This window comes from Halodesulfovibrio sp. (genome assembly GCF_015482765.1).
Taxonomy (GTDB): Bacteria; Desulfobacterota; Desulfovibrionia; order Desulfovibrionales; family Desulfovibrionaceae; genus Halodesulfovibrio.
Genome location: NZ_JADMLB010000001.1, coordinates 1 through 15,399, shown reverse-complemented (window position 1 = coordinate 15,399; position 15,399 = coordinate 1). Strand labels below are relative to the sequence as shown.

Sequence of the window (15,399 nt, the reverse complement as noted above, 5' to 3'; positions counted from 1 at the left end):
GATAGCCACAGCGGTGTATGCACCGTGTATATTCGTGGCCAAAAAACGCAATTCTATATGGACGTCCGTATTCCATTTACGAACGGGCAAGCGGGAAGAAATGAATAACGGCGAAAAACCGTAAGTTGAGTGGTATATTCACCACCATAAAAGAAAATGTAGTATTCATCAGCGTTCAGCTGGTAGATCGTCCTCTGTCTGTTTCATGCCTGAAACAGACAGAGGAAAAATATGGCCATCAAAGTGGACGCCCCCTAAGTTAAAAAAAGATTTTTGCAGATAACAACTGTTATGCTGCATGGAACCCGACATCAGCCGCTAAATTGCACGTGGAAACAGGCACCGTCATTACTGTTCCTATACAACATTGATAACGCAATTGTAAGGTCTGTAGAAAATATTTCTGCTGGGATTTCTTTTATGAGAATAAGTGAAGAATGTTTGCAATATCGAACTCCAGCAGTAAAGCAAATATAGTGATAGCATGACAGAACTACCTTAAGGAAAAGAAATTGACAGAACCTCTGTCCATTAACTGACATGTTTTCTTAATGATATACACTGTTGTTAAATTGTTGGCATTTGTACTGGTTTAGGAAAATTACCTAGTAGTTGTTTACTAATTGCTAAGTCCTGAAATGACTTTGCCGAATCGATTTATATTAGATGGTATCGTGTAGCTATAGTCGCTTGTAAGTGGAAAGGTCATTTGCAGATGGCGAATTGCGTTGGGTGGGACTGTAGAAACTGAATAAGAAGTGGATGTATTGCTACTATACGGAGCGATACATGGGGGGCGGTAACGGTTGTACGCTGGCTGCAGCTACATAGAATGATATGAAAAGTACGTATGGCTCACTTTTTTGTGAAATTTTTTATGATGACGTCTTCCCAATAAACTGAACCAGTTAAAAATAGAGAATTTTGGCAAATTAACCTATTGTGACCCAAGGAGTTTGCCATGAAAAAGACGAAATTTACCGACGAGCAGATCGCTTTTGCCTTACGACAAGCTGAGACAGGAACAAGAGTTAAAGAGGTATGTCGTAAGATGGGCATCTCAGAAGCTACGTTCTACAATTGGAAGAAGAAAATAGGCAACTTAAAAAGTTTGTTGCAGACTTGAGTCTCGATAAGCAAATGTTGCAGGATGTTCTCACAAAAAAGTTTTAAAGCCTGCTCAATTGATAAAATCTGCTGAACACCTGGAACAGGCTTATCAAGTCAGCGTGCGTAGGCGTTGTTCTGTCTTATGCATTAGTAGATCAAGCTATATTACAAGCCTACACGGAAAAATGATTCTGCGCTTCGTTTTCGTATCCGAGAGATTTCGAAACTCGGGTGCGGTATGGTTGCCAACGGATATATGTTCTATTGCGCAGGGAAGGATGGCATTTGAATCATAAGAAGGTTCACAGATTGTACTGCGAAGGAGGATTAAACCTACGCTCCAAGCGTCCTAGACGAAATGTTTCGGCAGCTCACCGCATGGATCGGCCAGAACTCTCTAGTATTGATCAGTGTTGGGCTATGGATTTTGTGGCAGACAACCTGTTCAACGGACGAAGAATCCGTGCCTTAGCTGTGATAATTTTAGTCGCGAGTGCCTGGAAATCCATGTGGATCACGCCATCAAAAGGCAACATGTTGTAAGCAGGCTCGAGTGGCTCCGGCTGTTCTCTGGACGCAAATCACAACGTATTCAGGTAGATAATGGTAGCGAGTTTATTTCCAAGACACTCGACAAGTGGGTCTATGAAAATAATGTAACACTGGACTTTTCAAGACCGGGAAAACCTACGGACAACCCGTTTATCGAGTCTTTTAACGGAAGCTTTCGGGATGAATGTTTAAACACGCATTGGTTCCTGTCACTTTCTGATGCTCGAAAGAAGGTTGAAACATGACGAAAAGAATATAACGAATTTCGTCCTCATTCTTCTCTTGAAAATTTGACTCCAAATGACTTTGCCCGTACCCAGATTGACCATTCAACTAGCCAAATTTCTCTACAATCTACCGGTACTGATTAGGGGGAAGACGTCAGTGCTGGTGATGCCTTTTTAATATTTTGATAATGAGTTGGGGTAGACCTTAGCTTGACACTGCCAATATAGGGACTTACTCACGGAAAAAATAAATAAGTAAGAATGAGGTGGAGGCCTGCTCAATTTTGTATCATGAATTCTAGTGTAGGTCTTTTTGGACCTTGAACTTTCTTGATGAAAGAGCCTTTAGAAAATTATATTTTTTTTATTTCTATGGAGATAACATGCCGACAATACTCGTAGCTGGTGGTGCCGGATATATTGGCAGTCATACAATTGTTGAACTTTTTGCTGCTGGGCATGATGTTATTTGTGTGGATGATTTTTCAAATAGCTCACCAGAATCCCTTGCCTCAATTCAAAAAATCGCTGGAAAGTCGGTAACACTGTATACTCAAGATGTTTGTAATACCGCTGCGCTGAATGACATATTTTCGCAACATGTTATCGATGGTGTGATTCACTTTGCAGGGTATAAAGCAGTAGGTGAATCTGTAGAATTGCCTCTTATGTACTATCGAAATAATATTGATAGTACGCTTTCGTTGTGTGAAGCTTGTCTTAACCATCACGTTACTAACATTGTATTCAGTTCTTCAGCTACTGTGTATGGTACTCCTCATTTTCTTCCTTTGACAGAGGAACATCCTTTAAGTGCAACAAACCCTTATGGGAATTGTAAGCTTTTTATTGAGCATATTTTGAAAGATCTGTGTGTAGCCAATCCGGCAATGAATATTGCCTTGTTACGCTACTTTAATCCAGTCGGAGCTCATGATTCGGCATTACTTGGCGAAAGTCCTAGAGGAATTCCTAACAACTTAATGCCATATATTTGTCAGACTGCTTCCGGACTTCGTGAATGTCTTAATGTGTTCGGAGATGATTATGAGACTGTAGACGGCACAGGAGTTCGCGACTATATCCATGTTGTAGACTTGGCAAAGGGGCATGTTGCAGCAATCAATAAGCTTGCTGAGAATCCTGGGTGCGTCACATATAACCTTGGTACTGGAAATGGGACAAGTGTGCTTCAGCTGCTGTCTGCGTTTATTGCAGAAAATAAGGTTAATGTGCCGTATAAAGTTACTTCTCGTCGCCCAGGAGATGTCGCAGAATGCTGGGCCGCAACGGATAAGGCTGAAAAGGAGCTTGGCTGGAAGGCAGAGTTGGGGATAAAGGAAATGGTTCGCAGTAGCTGGTTGGCTCAATGCAATTCAAAGTAGTTGCTTTTGCACTTTACAAGAGAAATTCCAACCAAGTGTGTTCGTTGACTGCCTAGAGCTGGTGTATTTAAAAATTTTTTTGAGTTAATGCTAAGGAATCATGAATAATTTTTTTGATGAAGCAAGTCGTGCGTCTGAAAGTTTTGTAGAACATTATGGGCCATCTGGTGTTTTGCGTTACGATCAAATAATCTATGTTTTTTGTCCTCCTCAGGCAGAGCAGCTTGTTTGCAATGTACTATCCAGCAATGGCATCCGGTATAAAATTAATGATTATTCCGCCCCACATGCTGCAGGTACGATTCTTTGTCATTACCAAAGCTGGGATCTGGCTCAAAAACGTCATGACTTTTTGATTGAAGCAATGAAAAAGGGCGGCTGGGTTGAGCCTCTTATCAGTTTTTTGGATAGAAACTTAGGGCATACTGAGGTGGAGTTACTTAACGACCAATTCTTCTTACATCAAAAAGCCTTTTCTATTCTTTCAAGAAAACGTCACGCCATTTTAAAACGTGTTTTTGACATAACATTATCAACACTTCTCCTTCTGGTTACTTTGCCTATAGGCCTGATTACTAGTTTGCTTATAAAGCTGGAGTCTTCAGGACCTGTATTGTTTACTCAACGTAGAACTGGGTTGCATAATAAGGAATTTTACGTGATTAAATTCCGTTCCATGCGGCAAGATGCAGAAAAGGATGGTGCTAAGTGGGCTTCACAACACGATGATAGAATCACACATGTTGGAAAATTTATTCGGAAAACGAGGATTGATGAGTTGCCACAACTTATCAATGTTCTCAAAGGCGAGATGTCCTTAATTGGCCCACGACCAGAGCGAGAAGTTTTTATTTCAGAGTTAGAAGGAAAAATTCCGTATTATCGATTTCGTCATGCAGTGCGACCAGGTATTTCTGGGTTAGCTCAAGTGAAGTACTGTTATGGTGCTTCATTAGAAGATGCGATTTGGAAGCATAAGTATGATATATATTATATTAAGCATTACAATGTACTTATTGATATAAAGATATTGTTCCTGACAATTAAGACGGTCTTGTTTGGGATGGGACGATAGTTGTAAATTTTACTTAATGGATATAAATTAAATATGAGTCTTTCTGTATATCGTAGTTTTTTCTTATTTATAAATAAATCACGATTTGTTGAGGTTCAGAGTTACAATAATCTGAGTCTTAGCGATTCGTGATTTTTTTATGTAATAAGCAATAGATGTGCCATAAAGCTTTATTTTGAAGGGGGGCAATATGTAAGGATGGGGCAATAACTCCTTACATAAAGCAGTGAAAGTGATAATTGGCTTAAAAAAAACATAGCTTGCATCTTAGGACTGGTTGAATTAGTTAAGTTCTTTTTAATTAAAGATGAATTTTTACTGGTTGCAGTGGCTATATTTTTTTATTTTACGCAATTAGGTGAATTTTGTTACTTGTTGAATTAGAAGGTGTGTAGTGAAAAAGGCTTTAATTACTGGTATCACAGGACAAGATGGTGCTTACTTAGCTGAGTTGCTGCTTGAGAAGGGATATAAGGTGCACGGTATAATTCGTCGTGCCTCTTTGTTTAATACAGATCGCATCGACCATCTCTATCAAGATCCGCATACTGAGAATAGAAACTTGGTTTTGCATTACGGCGACCTAACTGATTCTACAAATTTGATTCGCATTATTCAAGAAGTGCAACCTGATGAAATATACAACTTGGCGGCACAAAGCCACGTAAAGGTTTCTTTTGATTCTCCAGAGTACACAGCAAATACTGACGCGTTAGGCACTCTTCGAATTCTTGAAGCTATTAGGCTCTTAGGGCTTGAAAAAAAGACTCGATTTTATCAGGCATCAACTTCTGAGTTGTACGGACTTGTACAAGAGATTCCTCAAACAGAAAAAACACCTTTTTATCCACGATCTCCATATGCTTGCGCGAAGTTGTATGCATATTGGATTACTGTAAATTACCGTGAAGCATATGGGATATATGGCTGTAACGGTATTTTATTTAACCATGAATCGCCGCTTCGTGGTGAAACGTTTGTTACACGAAAAATAACTCGTGCTCTTTCCCGTATAGCGCTTGGCCTGCAGGATACAGTGTATCTTGGCAACTTGGATGCCAAGCGCGACTGGGGACATGCCAAAGATTATGTTGAAATGCAGTGGCTTATGTTGCAACAAGACGAACCCAAAGATTTTGTTATAGCAACAGGACGTCAGTTCTCTGTACGAGATTTTGTAAACGAAGCAGCCAAAGGGCTTGGTATTTCTCTTGATTGGCAGGGTGAAGGTGTAGAAGAAAAAGGTATTGTTTCTGGTTTTGATACAGAAGTCTTTAATGCTTTGCATCCAACAGCTCAGAGCTTTGCGACAAATCTGAGCATTGGTGATGTAATTGTAGAAGTTGATCCTCGTTACTTTAGACCGACAGAAGTAGAAACTTTGCTTGGTGATCCTGCACAAGCTAAGAAAGAGTTAGGTTGGGAACCTAAAATCTCCTTTGAAGAAATGGTCGTAGAAATGGTGCAGGAGGATTTTGTCTTGGCTGCTAAAGATAAAGTTTGTCAGCAAAACGGCTTTAAAATTTGTGACTACAATGAGTAATCGGTGTCTTCATGCAAAAGAACAGTAAAATATACGTTGCAGGAGATCGTGGACTTGTTGGGGGAGCGATTTGTCGTCAGCTTAGCACGCAGGGCTTCACTAATATTGTAACAAGAACTAGTGCAGAACTTGACTTACGTAATCAGTCAGCAGTTGATGCTTTTTTTGAGCAAGAGCAACCAGAATACGTTTTTTTGGCAGCAGCTAAGGTTGGCGGCATTCATGCAAATGATACATATCCTGCTGATTTTATTAGTGACAATTTGCTTATACAAACAAATGTTATTGATGCTGCTTACAGAAATAGCACGAAAAAATTTCTCTTTCTTGGCTCATCCTGTATTTATCCTAAGTTTGCACCACAACCTATGACAGAAAATTGTCTGCTGACAGGTACGCTAGAGCCTACAAATGAATGGTACGCCATTGCCAAGATTGCTGGTATAAAAATGTGCCAGGCGTATCGAAAGCAGCACGGCTTTGATGCTATTTCTGCTATGCCGACAAATTTGTATGGTGAAGGTGATAATTTCCATCCAGAAAACAGCCACGTTTTACCTGCGTTAATCAGGCGTTTTCATGAGGCGAAAGCCGACAATGCTCCTTCAGTTACCATTTGGGGGACCGGCACTCCACTACGTGAGTTTTTGCATGTAGATGACATGGCGAGCGCTTGTTTATTCCTAATGCAGACGTACTCTGATTCCGAACATGTAAACGTGGGAAGCGGGGAAGAAATCTCTATTCTGGATTTGGCAAAACAGGTTGCAATCGCTGTCGGATTTACCGGTACTATAGAAACTGATCCTTCCAAACCTGACGGGACCCCGCGTAAGCTTATGGACAGTAAAAAGCTGTTTACAATGGGTTGGAAGCCACAAGTCGAATTGGCTGAGGGTATTAAAAAAACATACAACTGGTACTTGGATAGCGGTAAAGCATGTCTATAGAACTTACTATTGAAGCAGGAAAAACAGAACGCCAGTATTGGAAAGATCTTTGGTATTACAAAGAACTTTTTCTGATTCTTACATGGCGTGATGTTGTGGTGCAGTATAAGCAAACTGTCATAGGTATTCTGTGGGCAGTGCTCCGTCCTTTATTGACAATGCTCGCTTTCACGTTCGTTTTTGGAAAAGTGGCTAAGCTGCCTACAGAAGGTGAAGCACCATATGCTTTGATGGTGTATGCAGCTATGCTTCCTTGGCAATTATTTGCGACGTCTCTTGCGAATGCATCAAATAGTCTTGTTGCGAATGCTAACCTTATATCTAAAGTATATTTTCCAAGGCTACTTGTTCCAACAGCCACTGTAGGCGTTGCTGTAGTCGATTTTCTGCTTTCAATGGCTATTCTCGCTGTGCTTATGGTTTTTCTACAGTATTTGCCACCTATGCAGGTGTTTGCCGTAGTGCCACTGGCATTATTGGCTAGTATATTGGCCTTAGGACCAGGGTTACTTCTTTGCTCTTTGAATGTAACATATAGAGATTTCAGATATATTTTGCCATTTATTACTCAGTTTGGATTGTATGTTTCTCCTGTGGGCTTCTCCTCTTCTATTGTACCCGAGCAATGGCAAACGATATTTATGTGTAATCCCATGGTTGGGGTAATTGATGGTTTTAGATGGGCCCTGTTAGGTTCTGTTGAATTTCCTTCGAAGGCGCTGATGGTGTCATTAGTATTTGCTGTAGTATTCATCTGTATTGGTTTGAAAGTGTTTAGAAGAACAGAAAAAACTTTTGTGGATGTAATTTAGGAGTATCAGGTGAAACCAATTATTTCCGTAGAGGGACTGGGTAAGAAGTATTTAATTAAGCATAAAGATGGTCGTGGGGTCTATCGATCTTTGCGAGAAGAGATTTTTCAGCTTCCCAAAAAAATTTTTACACGAAGAGAAGTTAATGAAGAGTTTTGGGCATTGAAGGATGTCTTCTTTGATATCATGCCTGGTGACCGTGTTGGCATTATTGGACGAAATGGTGCTGGTAAGTCTACGTTATTAAAATTGCTTTCGCGAATAACAGAGCCCTCATCTGGTAAAGTAACTATGCGTGGCCGAGTGGCGAGTTTGCTCGAGGTTGGAACAGGGTTCCACCCGGAGCTTACTGGAAGAGAAAATATTTTTCTTAATGGGGCTGTGCTTGGGATGACTCGCGCTGAAGTTCGCAAAAAATTTGATGAAATTGTTGATTTTGCAGGCGTTGAAAAATTTTTAGATACCCCAGTAAAACGCTATTCTTCTGGTATGTATGTGCGTCTTGCCTTTGCCGTTGCTGCCCACTTGGAACCGGAGATTCTTGTTGTGGATGAAGTATTAGCCGTTGGCGATACAGAGTTTCAAAAAAAATGTCTCGGAAAAATGGAAGAGGTAGGCAAGAGTGAGGGACGGACCGTTCTTTTTGTAAGCCATAACATGGGGGCGATTCAACAACTTTGTTCAAAAGGGTTGTTCCTAACATCAGGAGAGCTAAGTTTCTCAGGCGACATAACTGGTTGTTTAGAGGCTTATGAAAATAGCATTGCGCCTACTTTGACTTCGCAAAAGTTAGGTGAAGTGGAGCGAACCCATACTGGCAGTAATGATGCAAAAATTCTCTCGTGTTCATTTCGAAATGTTGGGAATGATATATCTGATGTAATAGACTCGGATCTACCTTGTATTTTTGAAGTGACTTTCGAGGTTTTAGTTGACGAATTAAATGTCGGAGCAGACTTTTTTATAGTAAGTGGATACGAAAAAACATTGTTCTTCCAGTCTCTCTATCGTCAAAATTTTGCTCCACGCTTTCAACGAGGTGTTCATAAGATTGAATGCATGACAAAACCATTGCAGCTATTTTCTGGTGAATATGCTTTGTCAGTTGGTTTAGTTGGAGATGGGGTGCGAATTGATTATTTAGATAATGTTCAAACAGTGAATATGCGCTTGCCAAAAAGAGCTGGTAGTACTTACGAGTATCATAAAAATACCCATGGCTATACTCACTATGTAGAACATGAGTGGAGCTCAGAAACAATTCCTTAATCTTATATGGGTGAAAAGCTGATGTGTAGTAAGCCTAGAATCTTTATGTTTGATCTTGACGGTACCGTTACAGCTCAAGAGACGTTACCTGCTATAGCAAAACACTTTAATGTGTTAGATGAAATCAATGACTTAACACGGCAGACAATTGAAGGCCGAATTCCTTTTGTGGAAGGCTTTATTAGAAGAATAAATGTTCTTAAGCGCTTTTCTGTTGCAGAAGTGAATCACGCTTTAGAAGACATTAAATTGCATAAGATGCTTGTTGAATTTATCAATAGCTATTCAAGTAATTGCCGTATCGTTACAGGAAACCTTGACTGTTGGGTTGCTTCACTTTTGACGAATGTTTCATGTGCCGCTGAAACGTCAAAAGCAGTTGTGCAAGATGATCGCCTAGAGTCTGTTTCGAGTATTATAAATAAAGCTGATGTGGTGTTAAAGTATCAGCAAGTAGGCTATCAGGTTGTTTTTGTTGGAGAGGGGAATAATGACGCAGAAGCAATTCGGGTAGCAGATATTGGGGTTGCCTTTGGGGCTGTTCATTGGCCATCTGCGTCAGTGATGCAAGTTGCTAGTCATGCTATTTTTGATGAGGATGAGTTATGTCGATTCCTAAGACAGTTGTTATAGGTTGTGCTGGGGTTGGGTCAAGGTTAGGGCTTGGGCAAACTAAGGCGCTTATCGATATACATGGAAAGCCGATAATCCAACGTCAATTAGAAATGTTGCAACATGTAGAGGATGTTAGGATTGTTGTAGGTTTTCAGGCTAGTGAGGTGATAAAGACTGTATTAGCTGTGAGAAAAAACGTTACGTTTGTTTTTAATCATGACTATTTTCATTCTAAAACTTCAGCAAGCGTTTATTTAGCATCCCAAAATGCTAATGAGCATATTTTTACGTTGGATGGTGATGTGATTATTCACCCTGAAGACATGGAAGAATGTTTGCAAGCTGTAGAACCTTTTGTTGGAGTAACTAGCGTTTCGTCAGAAGAAGCTGTTTTAGTTGAAACGGATTTTGATAAGGCGATAGGTTTTTCTAGAGAGGCTGGCGACTATGAGTGGATTGGTCCAGCACTTTTGCCAAGGGATTCTATTCACTTTTCCCCTAACTTGCATTTATATGAGGTAATCGAACCGAGCCTTCCTCTTAAGTGTAAGGTCGTAAGATCAATGGATATCGATACAATGCAGGATTACAATTTGGCCTTGCAAAGGTTTAAGGAGTGGGGGTTGTGATACAAGGTATCCTTGGAGGAATGGGGCCTTATGCAACGTTGGCTTTTTTTAACAAAGTCCTCGACTTAACTCCAGTAGAGAAAGATTCAGACCATATTCATTTACTAATTGATAATAACCCAAAAGTTCCAAGTCGAAATCGCCATATTTTGTATGGCGAAGAATCTCCTGTGAAGATGATGATTGAATCTGTGGAGAGATTAAAGAGTCAGGGGGCAGAAGCTGTTTATGTTCCCTGCAATAGTGCATCATACTTTTTAAGTGAGGTATCCACAAGATTTCCTGACTATCCAATCGTGGGAACAATTGACCCTACCGTGGATTGGCTTCAATCTGTTTATCCTGATGAAAAGAATGTCATGGTGCTTGGAGCACATATTGTTTATCAGCTTGAGCCATATAAGCAACTTCTTGAGGCTGTAGGGTATAGTTATATTAAGCATTGTGCTGAGACGCAGCTTGAGGTTGAACGATTGATATATGGGGTTAAAGGAAAAAATTTTGATCCAGAGCTATTAGCACGTTGTGAAAACTTACTTCGTCATATTGTAAGTAACTATTCAATAGATGTTTTAGTTTTAGGGTGTACAGAATTGTGTATTTTGTTTGATGCATTAAAAAATCTACCAGTTATTGTTGTCGATACAAATGCTGTTCTTGCAAAAAAACTTGTTACCAGCGTGTATGAGGGGTGAAATGGATACTAATAGGGCTAGTTTGAATTTCTATGGGGAGATGGCAAAGCAAAGTACTTCTCCTTACGATACTAAGCTACAAAAGCGTAATGATTTTTCTCAATATGATGTAAAATTGATCTTAGAGCATTCACATAATGTCTCTTCCTTGATGGATTTTGGGTCAGGAGGTGGGTTGATAATAAATCAATTAGTCGACCATTTTTCTAAAATAATAGCGATTGAGTATTTTGAAGAATTTTCGCGTTTTATTTTGAAGGCTCCTAACTTATCCATAGTTAATGAGGACTTACTTTTGTATGAGCCAGAGACAAGTGTTGACATGGTTACAATGTTTGGCACTGCTCATCATTTTAATACAGATGAAAGTCTCTTGTTGTATAAGAAGGCTTACAATGCACTTGATTCGGATGGTATTTTTATTTTAAAAAATCAATTTGGCTTGGGAGCTACAAAAGTTGTTACATACTCTGACGAGCTAGAGAAAGACTATTTTGCAGAATACAGGGATGTCACTTTTGAAGTTGACCGTCTGAAAGCCATTGGTTTTTCAAGTGTCGATGTTGTAGATGTATACCCTCCTGAAGCAAATCGTTGGAACGACACGCATTTTTATGCTCTGACTTGTAAAAAGTAGGTGCTAAATGTTTAAAAAAATAAATGCTGCAAAAAAAAAATATTCTTTTTGGAAGCATATAGCACTAGAAAGCACTCGTTCGAGACTTTTAGGAAAAAATGGGGCGGTAGCGTTAAAGGACGTTCTAACCTTTTTGTCTAGTTGCGGTATCACGCATTGGGTTGATGCTGGAACGTTACTTGGAATAGTCCGAGATGGATGTTTTATTGAAGGTGATACAGACATAGACATTGGTATATTGTTTAATACTGATGGAAAGGAATTCATAGCTGCCCTCGAAGAGGCCGGCTTTACGATTCGGTATAGCTATCATTATTCAAATGGAGATTTAGCTCTTTTGCGAATTGAAAAGCACTTTGTGGGAATCGATATTGAGTGCTTTAGGAGAGATGAGTCTGTTTATTATTATGACGCTCCACGAGAATATGTCGGGCTTGAACCCCCTCCTACTCCTTTTGTGCATAGTGCACTTAGATATGTTTATGAAGCAACCTGTTTGGATAATTTGGAAAAAAGATTCTTCCAGAACATTTGCTTCCCAGCTCCGTCTAATTTGGATTTATATTTTTCAACTTACTATAAAAATTGGAAGCAAAAGATTGGTAAAAGAAATTATTTAGATGGCTACTTTGGAGTTCATGTTGACTTATATCAACATCATAATGACAAGGCATCATATAACCCTGATGATGTGCTTTTTTTTCATACTTACTCGTCTAGCACTATCACCGTTACGTTGTTCGAGGTAATTCTTTCTGTAGTTAAGGCCAAGGTTGGGAAAATATGATTGGTGTGGGCGTATTAATATTTAATCCTTTTGATGACCCTTTTCACCTTGAACGAGTTGAGACCGGGCTAAAAAGCCTTGTTGAGGCTGCACTTCATTCAAGAACAAAAGTTGAACTTTTGTTCTTGCTCAATACCTCGTTCGCACAAGGGACAATTATTCCGGGGGTTGGGCCTGTCACCGAAGCTTTGGTGAAAAAATTAGCAAAAAAACATGAGTTTATAACAGTCGAAAGCTATTCATATTCAGAGAGTATGATGGTTAAGGGCTATAATTATATTCTCAAAAAACTACATAAATCTAAAAAATATAGTTACGCATCAGTTTTTGCAGATGATTACATTGTGCCAATAGATTGGTTTAATACAGTTATTGAAGAGTTCTGCTTGTTTAAAGATGCTGATTTCGTAATGCCTTCTACCTCTTTTGTGACCCACAAAAATTTACTTGTTCCCTTGGGGAAGCATGCCAACTGGGATTATGATGTTCGAGAAGAAACTGTCGTTGGCGTAAAAAGTGGTGTTGAGCAAAAGCATATTACTGATCTTGCCGCAAGATTTAAAACATGGCGTACAATAAAGTATGTCCACAGTCCCTCATTTGAGACCACAGTTTTCACAGCCGATTGTTTAAGTCGTTTTGGATATCTATGTGATGAGTATTATTCAGTTTTCTATAATACTGAATACTTTCGAAACTTAGTTCACCGAAGAGCAAATGGGTATATTTCTAGAAGGGCTTTTGTGTTTCATTATGGAAAAGGCGGCACAGCAGCTCTGTATAAAGATAAGGGGGATGAAAAATATGAGGGAAGTCCTGCAGAAGAATTTCTTAAGAGGGATGTTGCCCTATTTAACCTTCGAAATAATGAGCAGGTCGGGTTTTGGTGGAAAAATGAAAATAATGGAAATAGCCCTCAGTTAACTGATGAAGACATTATAGCTATAGTTGAAGGCTTTGATCGACAAGACAGACAAAATAGAGTTGAGAGAAAGCTACGTAACATTTTCGGTCGGTTTGTTAAGTGGATAACAAAGAAAAGTTAATGATAATTGCCAAAATTTTCGGCGGCCTTGGCAATCAAATGTTTCAATATGCAATGGCTCGGTCTCTTTCAGCTGATAAGCTGTTACCGTTGTTACTTGATACATCTTGGTATCAAAGTACAGGGAATGCTACGTCAAGAGATTTTGAACTGCCACTTTTTTCTTTTGAGACGAGAGAAGCAAAGAAGAGGGCTGTCGATAAGCTTACGAAACATCGGTTTTCAAGACTGGTTAACAGTACAGAGAAAATATTCAAAAAGAAAATTTCTCTACCCTCGAGCTATATAAAAGAGCCTCATTTCCATTATTGGTCTGGAATTACCTCTGTACCTGAAAGTTGTTATTTAGAAGGGTATTGGCAGTCGCCAAGGTACTTTGAGAAAAATAAGGATATCATTAAGGGAGATTTTATATTCCCTGACATCTCTGATTCCTTGAATTTGTCCTACTATAGGAAAATACGCGCTGAAGAAAATGCTGTATGTTTGCATGTGCGGAGAGGAGATTATGTTTCGAATGCTGTAACGAATGCATTTCATGGTTGCTGTAGCATGGAGTATTATGGCGATGCTGTAGCTTATCTTAGCCCGCTGATTACAAAACCGCATTATTTTATTTTTAGTGATGATCCTGAGTGGGCTCTTCAGAATTTTAATCTTGAAAAAATGACGGTTGTTACAGGAAACAGTGGTAAAAATGCTTTCCGAGACATGCAATTAATGACGTATTGCAAGCATCATATATTAGCGAATAGTTCATTTTCGTGGTGGGGGGCATGGTTAAAAGAATATCAAGGGATAACGATCGCTCCAGCTAGATGGTTTAAGGGGGCAGAATATAAAACAGATGACTTGTACTTAGACGGTTGGATTAAAATATGACACCTAATGTTTCAGTCTTATTGCCTGTGTATAACTGTGAAGCATATGTCACAGAAGCTATTGATAGTATTCTTGGGCAAACGTTTAAAGATTTTGAGCTTGTAATTATAAACGATGGTTCAACAGATTCTTCTGAGGAAATTATTTTATCGTACTCGGATCATAGAATTAGATATGAGAAGAATGCTCTAAATTCAGGTATCATTACGACGTTGAATCGTGGTCTTCGGCTATGTCGTGGCAAATATATTGCTCGGATGGATGCGGATGATATTTCTTACCCAACACGGCTTCAAAAGCAAGTTGATTTCTTGGATAGTCATTCTGAAATAGGGGTATTAGGTTCAGCTGTTCAGTGTTTCTCCTCAAGTGGTTTGGGAGAAATAATGTGCTATGAGACGAATCCGCATAAGTTATTCAGCTCGTTTCTTTTTGCCGAGAGTTCTATGTTAGCTCATCCTGCTGTCATGATGCGTCGTGATTTGTTTTTAGCTAATGATATTCAGTACTCAGATTCTTATCTCCATGCTGAAGATTATAGTTTATGGAATGAATTAAAGTACGTTTCTCAACTCTCTAACTTGGAAGAACCGTTATTGCTTTATCGGTTACATGGCGACTCTATAAGTTGCAGCTTCTGTCAGGCACAAACAGAGGCGAGAGCAAAAATTGCTTTGAGCGAATATAAAAAACTTATTAGAGAAGACCTTCACGAATATGAAAATATGTCTGCTAAAGATATCTTTGTGCATTTAAAAATACGTCAGCTTAATAAACTGTTTTGGGCCCTAACACGTAATATTGGCTTATCCAATGCTATGATTCTGATTTTTAACTCACTTCTTAAAGCTAAAGTTTTTCCAATCATAATTAAGCTGAAAAATAGTTTAAAAAGAAGATAGTGCGAGTATGTTGCGTGACGTTACAATTGTAGTGAAGGCATTTGAAAGACCTGAAAGTTTGCTTCGGCTATATCAATCTATTCGGACTTATTATCCATTAATCGATATAATCATAGTTGATGATAGTGAAGAAAAAGTTAATCTTTGCGAGTTCGAGAATAATGTTACTTATCTTGCTACGGATTTTAACATAGGCCTTTCAGCAGGGCGTAACTATGCAGTGTCTAACGTTAAGACTAAATACTTTTTGTTGTTAGATGATGACTTTTTCTTCACAGAAAAAA

General features: G+C 39.1%; 15 protein-coding genes and 1 pseudogene. All 16 read left to right on the top strand.

The window, feature by feature from the left end; translation table 11 throughout:
* Positions 1 to 961 precede the first annotated feature (961 nt).
* Positions 962 to 2,033, top strand: a pseudogene (locus QZY95_RS00080) (IS3 family transposase).
* A 239-nt stretch (positions 2,034 to 2,272) separates the two neighbouring features.
* The gene (gene galE / locus QZY95_RS00075; RefSeq protein ID WP_290917622.1) at positions 2,273 to 3,274 is read left to right on the top strand and encodes a UDP-glucose 4-epimerase GalE; all 1,002 of its coding nucleotides are present in this window, start codon (positions 2,273 to 2,275) and stop codon (positions 3,272 to 3,274) included.
* Between the two features lie 100 nt (positions 3,275 to 3,374).
* Entirely contained in the window at positions 3,375 to 4,349 is a 975-nt protein-coding gene (locus QZY95_RS00070; RefSeq protein ID WP_290917619.1) for an exopolysaccharide biosynthesis polyprenyl glycosylphosphotransferase, read from the top strand.
* 394 nt (positions 4,350 to 4,743) lie between these two features.
* The gene (gene gmd, locus QZY95_RS00065; protein WP_290917617.1) at positions 4,744 to 5,892 is read left to right on the top strand and encodes a GDP-mannose 4,6-dehydratase; all 1,149 of its coding nucleotides are present in this window, start codon (positions 4,744 to 4,746) and stop codon (positions 5,890 to 5,892) included.
* Between the two features lie 11 nt (positions 5,893 to 5,903).
* Complete coding sequence (locus tag QZY95_RS00060) at positions 5,904 to 6,842, top strand: GDP-L-fucose synthase (protein ID WP_290917615.1); 939 nt, start codon at positions 5,904 to 5,906, stop codon at positions 6,840 to 6,842.
* On the top strand, positions 6,833 to 7,654 hold the full coding sequence (locus QZY95_RS00055) for an ABC transporter permease (protein ID WP_290917613.1): 822 nt from the start codon (positions 6,833 to 6,835) through the stop codon (positions 7,652 to 7,654). The genes QZY95_RS00060 and QZY95_RS00055 overlap by 10 nt, the downstream gene beginning before the upstream one ends.
* 9 nt (positions 7,655 to 7,663) lie before the next feature.
* The gene (locus QZY95_RS00050) at positions 7,664 to 8,923 is read left to right on the top strand and encodes an ABC transporter ATP-binding protein (RefSeq protein ID WP_290917610.1); all 1,260 of its coding nucleotides are present in this window, start codon (positions 7,664 to 7,666) and stop codon (positions 8,921 to 8,923) included.
* A 45-nt stretch (positions 8,924 to 8,968) separates the two neighbouring features.
* The gene (locus tag QZY95_RS00045) at positions 8,969 to 9,556 is read left to right on the top strand and encodes an HAD-IB family phosphatase (RefSeq protein WP_290917607.1); all 588 of its coding nucleotides are present in this window, start codon (positions 8,969 to 8,971) and stop codon (positions 9,554 to 9,556) included.
* Positions 9,529 to 10,167 carry an NTP transferase domain-containing protein gene (locus QZY95_RS00040; protein WP_290917604.1) on the top strand — a complete coding sequence of 213 codons (639 nt, stop codon included), beginning with the start codon at positions 9,529 to 9,531 and terminating at the stop codon, positions 10,165 to 10,167. The genes QZY95_RS00045 and QZY95_RS00040 overlap by 28 nt, the downstream gene beginning before the upstream one ends.
* Positions 10,164 to 10,862 carry an amino acid racemase gene (locus QZY95_RS00035; protein ID WP_290917601.1) on the top strand — a complete coding sequence of 233 codons (699 nt, stop codon included), beginning with the start codon at positions 10,164 to 10,166 and terminating at the stop codon, positions 10,860 to 10,862. Before QZY95_RS00040 ends, QZY95_RS00035 begins: the two co-directional genes overlap by 4 nt.
* A gap of 1 nt (position 10,863) precedes the next feature.
* On the top strand, positions 10,864 to 11,499 hold the full coding sequence (locus tag QZY95_RS00030) for a methyltransferase domain-containing protein (RefSeq protein ID WP_290917599.1): 636 nt from the start codon (positions 10,864 to 10,866) through the stop codon (positions 11,497 to 11,499).
* Positions 11,500 to 11,506: 7 nt separating this feature from the next.
* Positions 11,507 to 12,286, top strand: coding sequence for a LicD family protein (locus QZY95_RS00025; RefSeq protein ID WP_290917597.1), 780 nt, complete (start codon positions 11,507 to 11,509; stop codon positions 12,284 to 12,286).
* The gene (locus tag QZY95_RS00020; protein WP_290917594.1) at positions 12,283 to 13,332 is read left to right on the top strand and encodes a hypothetical protein; all 1,050 of its coding nucleotides are present in this window, start codon (positions 12,283 to 12,285) and stop codon (positions 13,330 to 13,332) included. The genes QZY95_RS00025 and QZY95_RS00020 overlap by 4 nt, the downstream gene beginning before the upstream one ends.
* Complete coding sequence (locus tag QZY95_RS00015; protein WP_290917592.1) at positions 13,311 to 14,213, top strand: alpha-1,2-fucosyltransferase; 903 nt, start codon at positions 13,311 to 13,313, stop codon at positions 14,211 to 14,213. The genes QZY95_RS00020 and QZY95_RS00015 overlap by 22 nt, the downstream gene beginning before the upstream one ends.
* Positions 14,210 to 15,115 carry a glycosyltransferase family 2 protein gene (locus tag QZY95_RS00010; protein ID WP_290917589.1) on the top strand — a complete coding sequence of 302 codons (906 nt, stop codon included), beginning with the start codon at positions 14,210 to 14,212 and terminating at the stop codon, positions 15,113 to 15,115. Before QZY95_RS00015 ends, QZY95_RS00010 begins: the two co-directional genes overlap by 4 nt.
* Positions 15,116 to 15,122: 7 nt before the next feature.
* Positions 15,123 to 15,399: glycosyltransferase (locus QZY95_RS00005; RefSeq protein ID WP_290917586.1), on the top strand; the 277-nt coding region annotated here is incomplete at its 3' end.

Excerpts from the sequence above, each read along its gene's own strand:
- QZY95_RS00010 (WP_290917589.1), top strand. The coding sequence starts at position 14,210 with ATGACACCTAATGTTTCAGTCTTATTGCCTGTGTATAACTGTGAAGCA.
- QZY95_RS00040 (WP_290917604.1), top strand. The coding sequence starts at position 9,529 with ATGTCGATTCCTAAGACAGTTGTTATAGGTTGTGCTGGGGTTGGGTCA.
- QZY95_RS00060 (WP_290917615.1), top strand. The coding sequence starts at position 5,904 with ATGCAAAAGAACAGTAAAATATACGTTGCAGGAGATCGTGGACTTGTT.
- QZY95_RS00070 (WP_290917619.1), top strand. The coding sequence starts at position 3,375 with ATGAATAATTTTTTTGATGAAGCAAGTCGTGCGTCTGAAAGTTTTGTA.
- QZY95_RS00025 (WP_290917597.1), top strand. The coding sequence starts at position 11,507 with ATGTTTAAAAAAATAAATGCTGCAAAAAAAAAATATTCTTTTTGGAAG.
- QZY95_RS00045 (WP_290917607.1), top strand. The coding sequence starts at position 8,969 with ATGTTTGATCTTGACGGTACCGTTACAGCTCAAGAGACGTTACCTGCT.
- QZY95_RS00030 (WP_290917599.1), top strand. The coding sequence starts at position 10,864 with ATGGATACTAATAGGGCTAGTTTGAATTTCTATGGGGAGATGGCAAAG.
- galE (WP_290917622.1), top strand. The coding sequence starts at position 2,273 with ATGCCGACAATACTCGTAGCTGGTGGTGCCGGATATATTGGCAGTCAT.
- QZY95_RS00020 (WP_290917594.1), top strand. The coding sequence starts at position 12,283 with ATGATTGGTGTGGGCGTATTAATATTTAATCCTTTTGATGACCCTTTT.
- QZY95_RS00055 (WP_290917613.1), top strand. The coding sequence starts at position 6,833 with ATGTCTATAGAACTTACTATTGAAGCAGGAAAAACAGAACGCCAGTAT.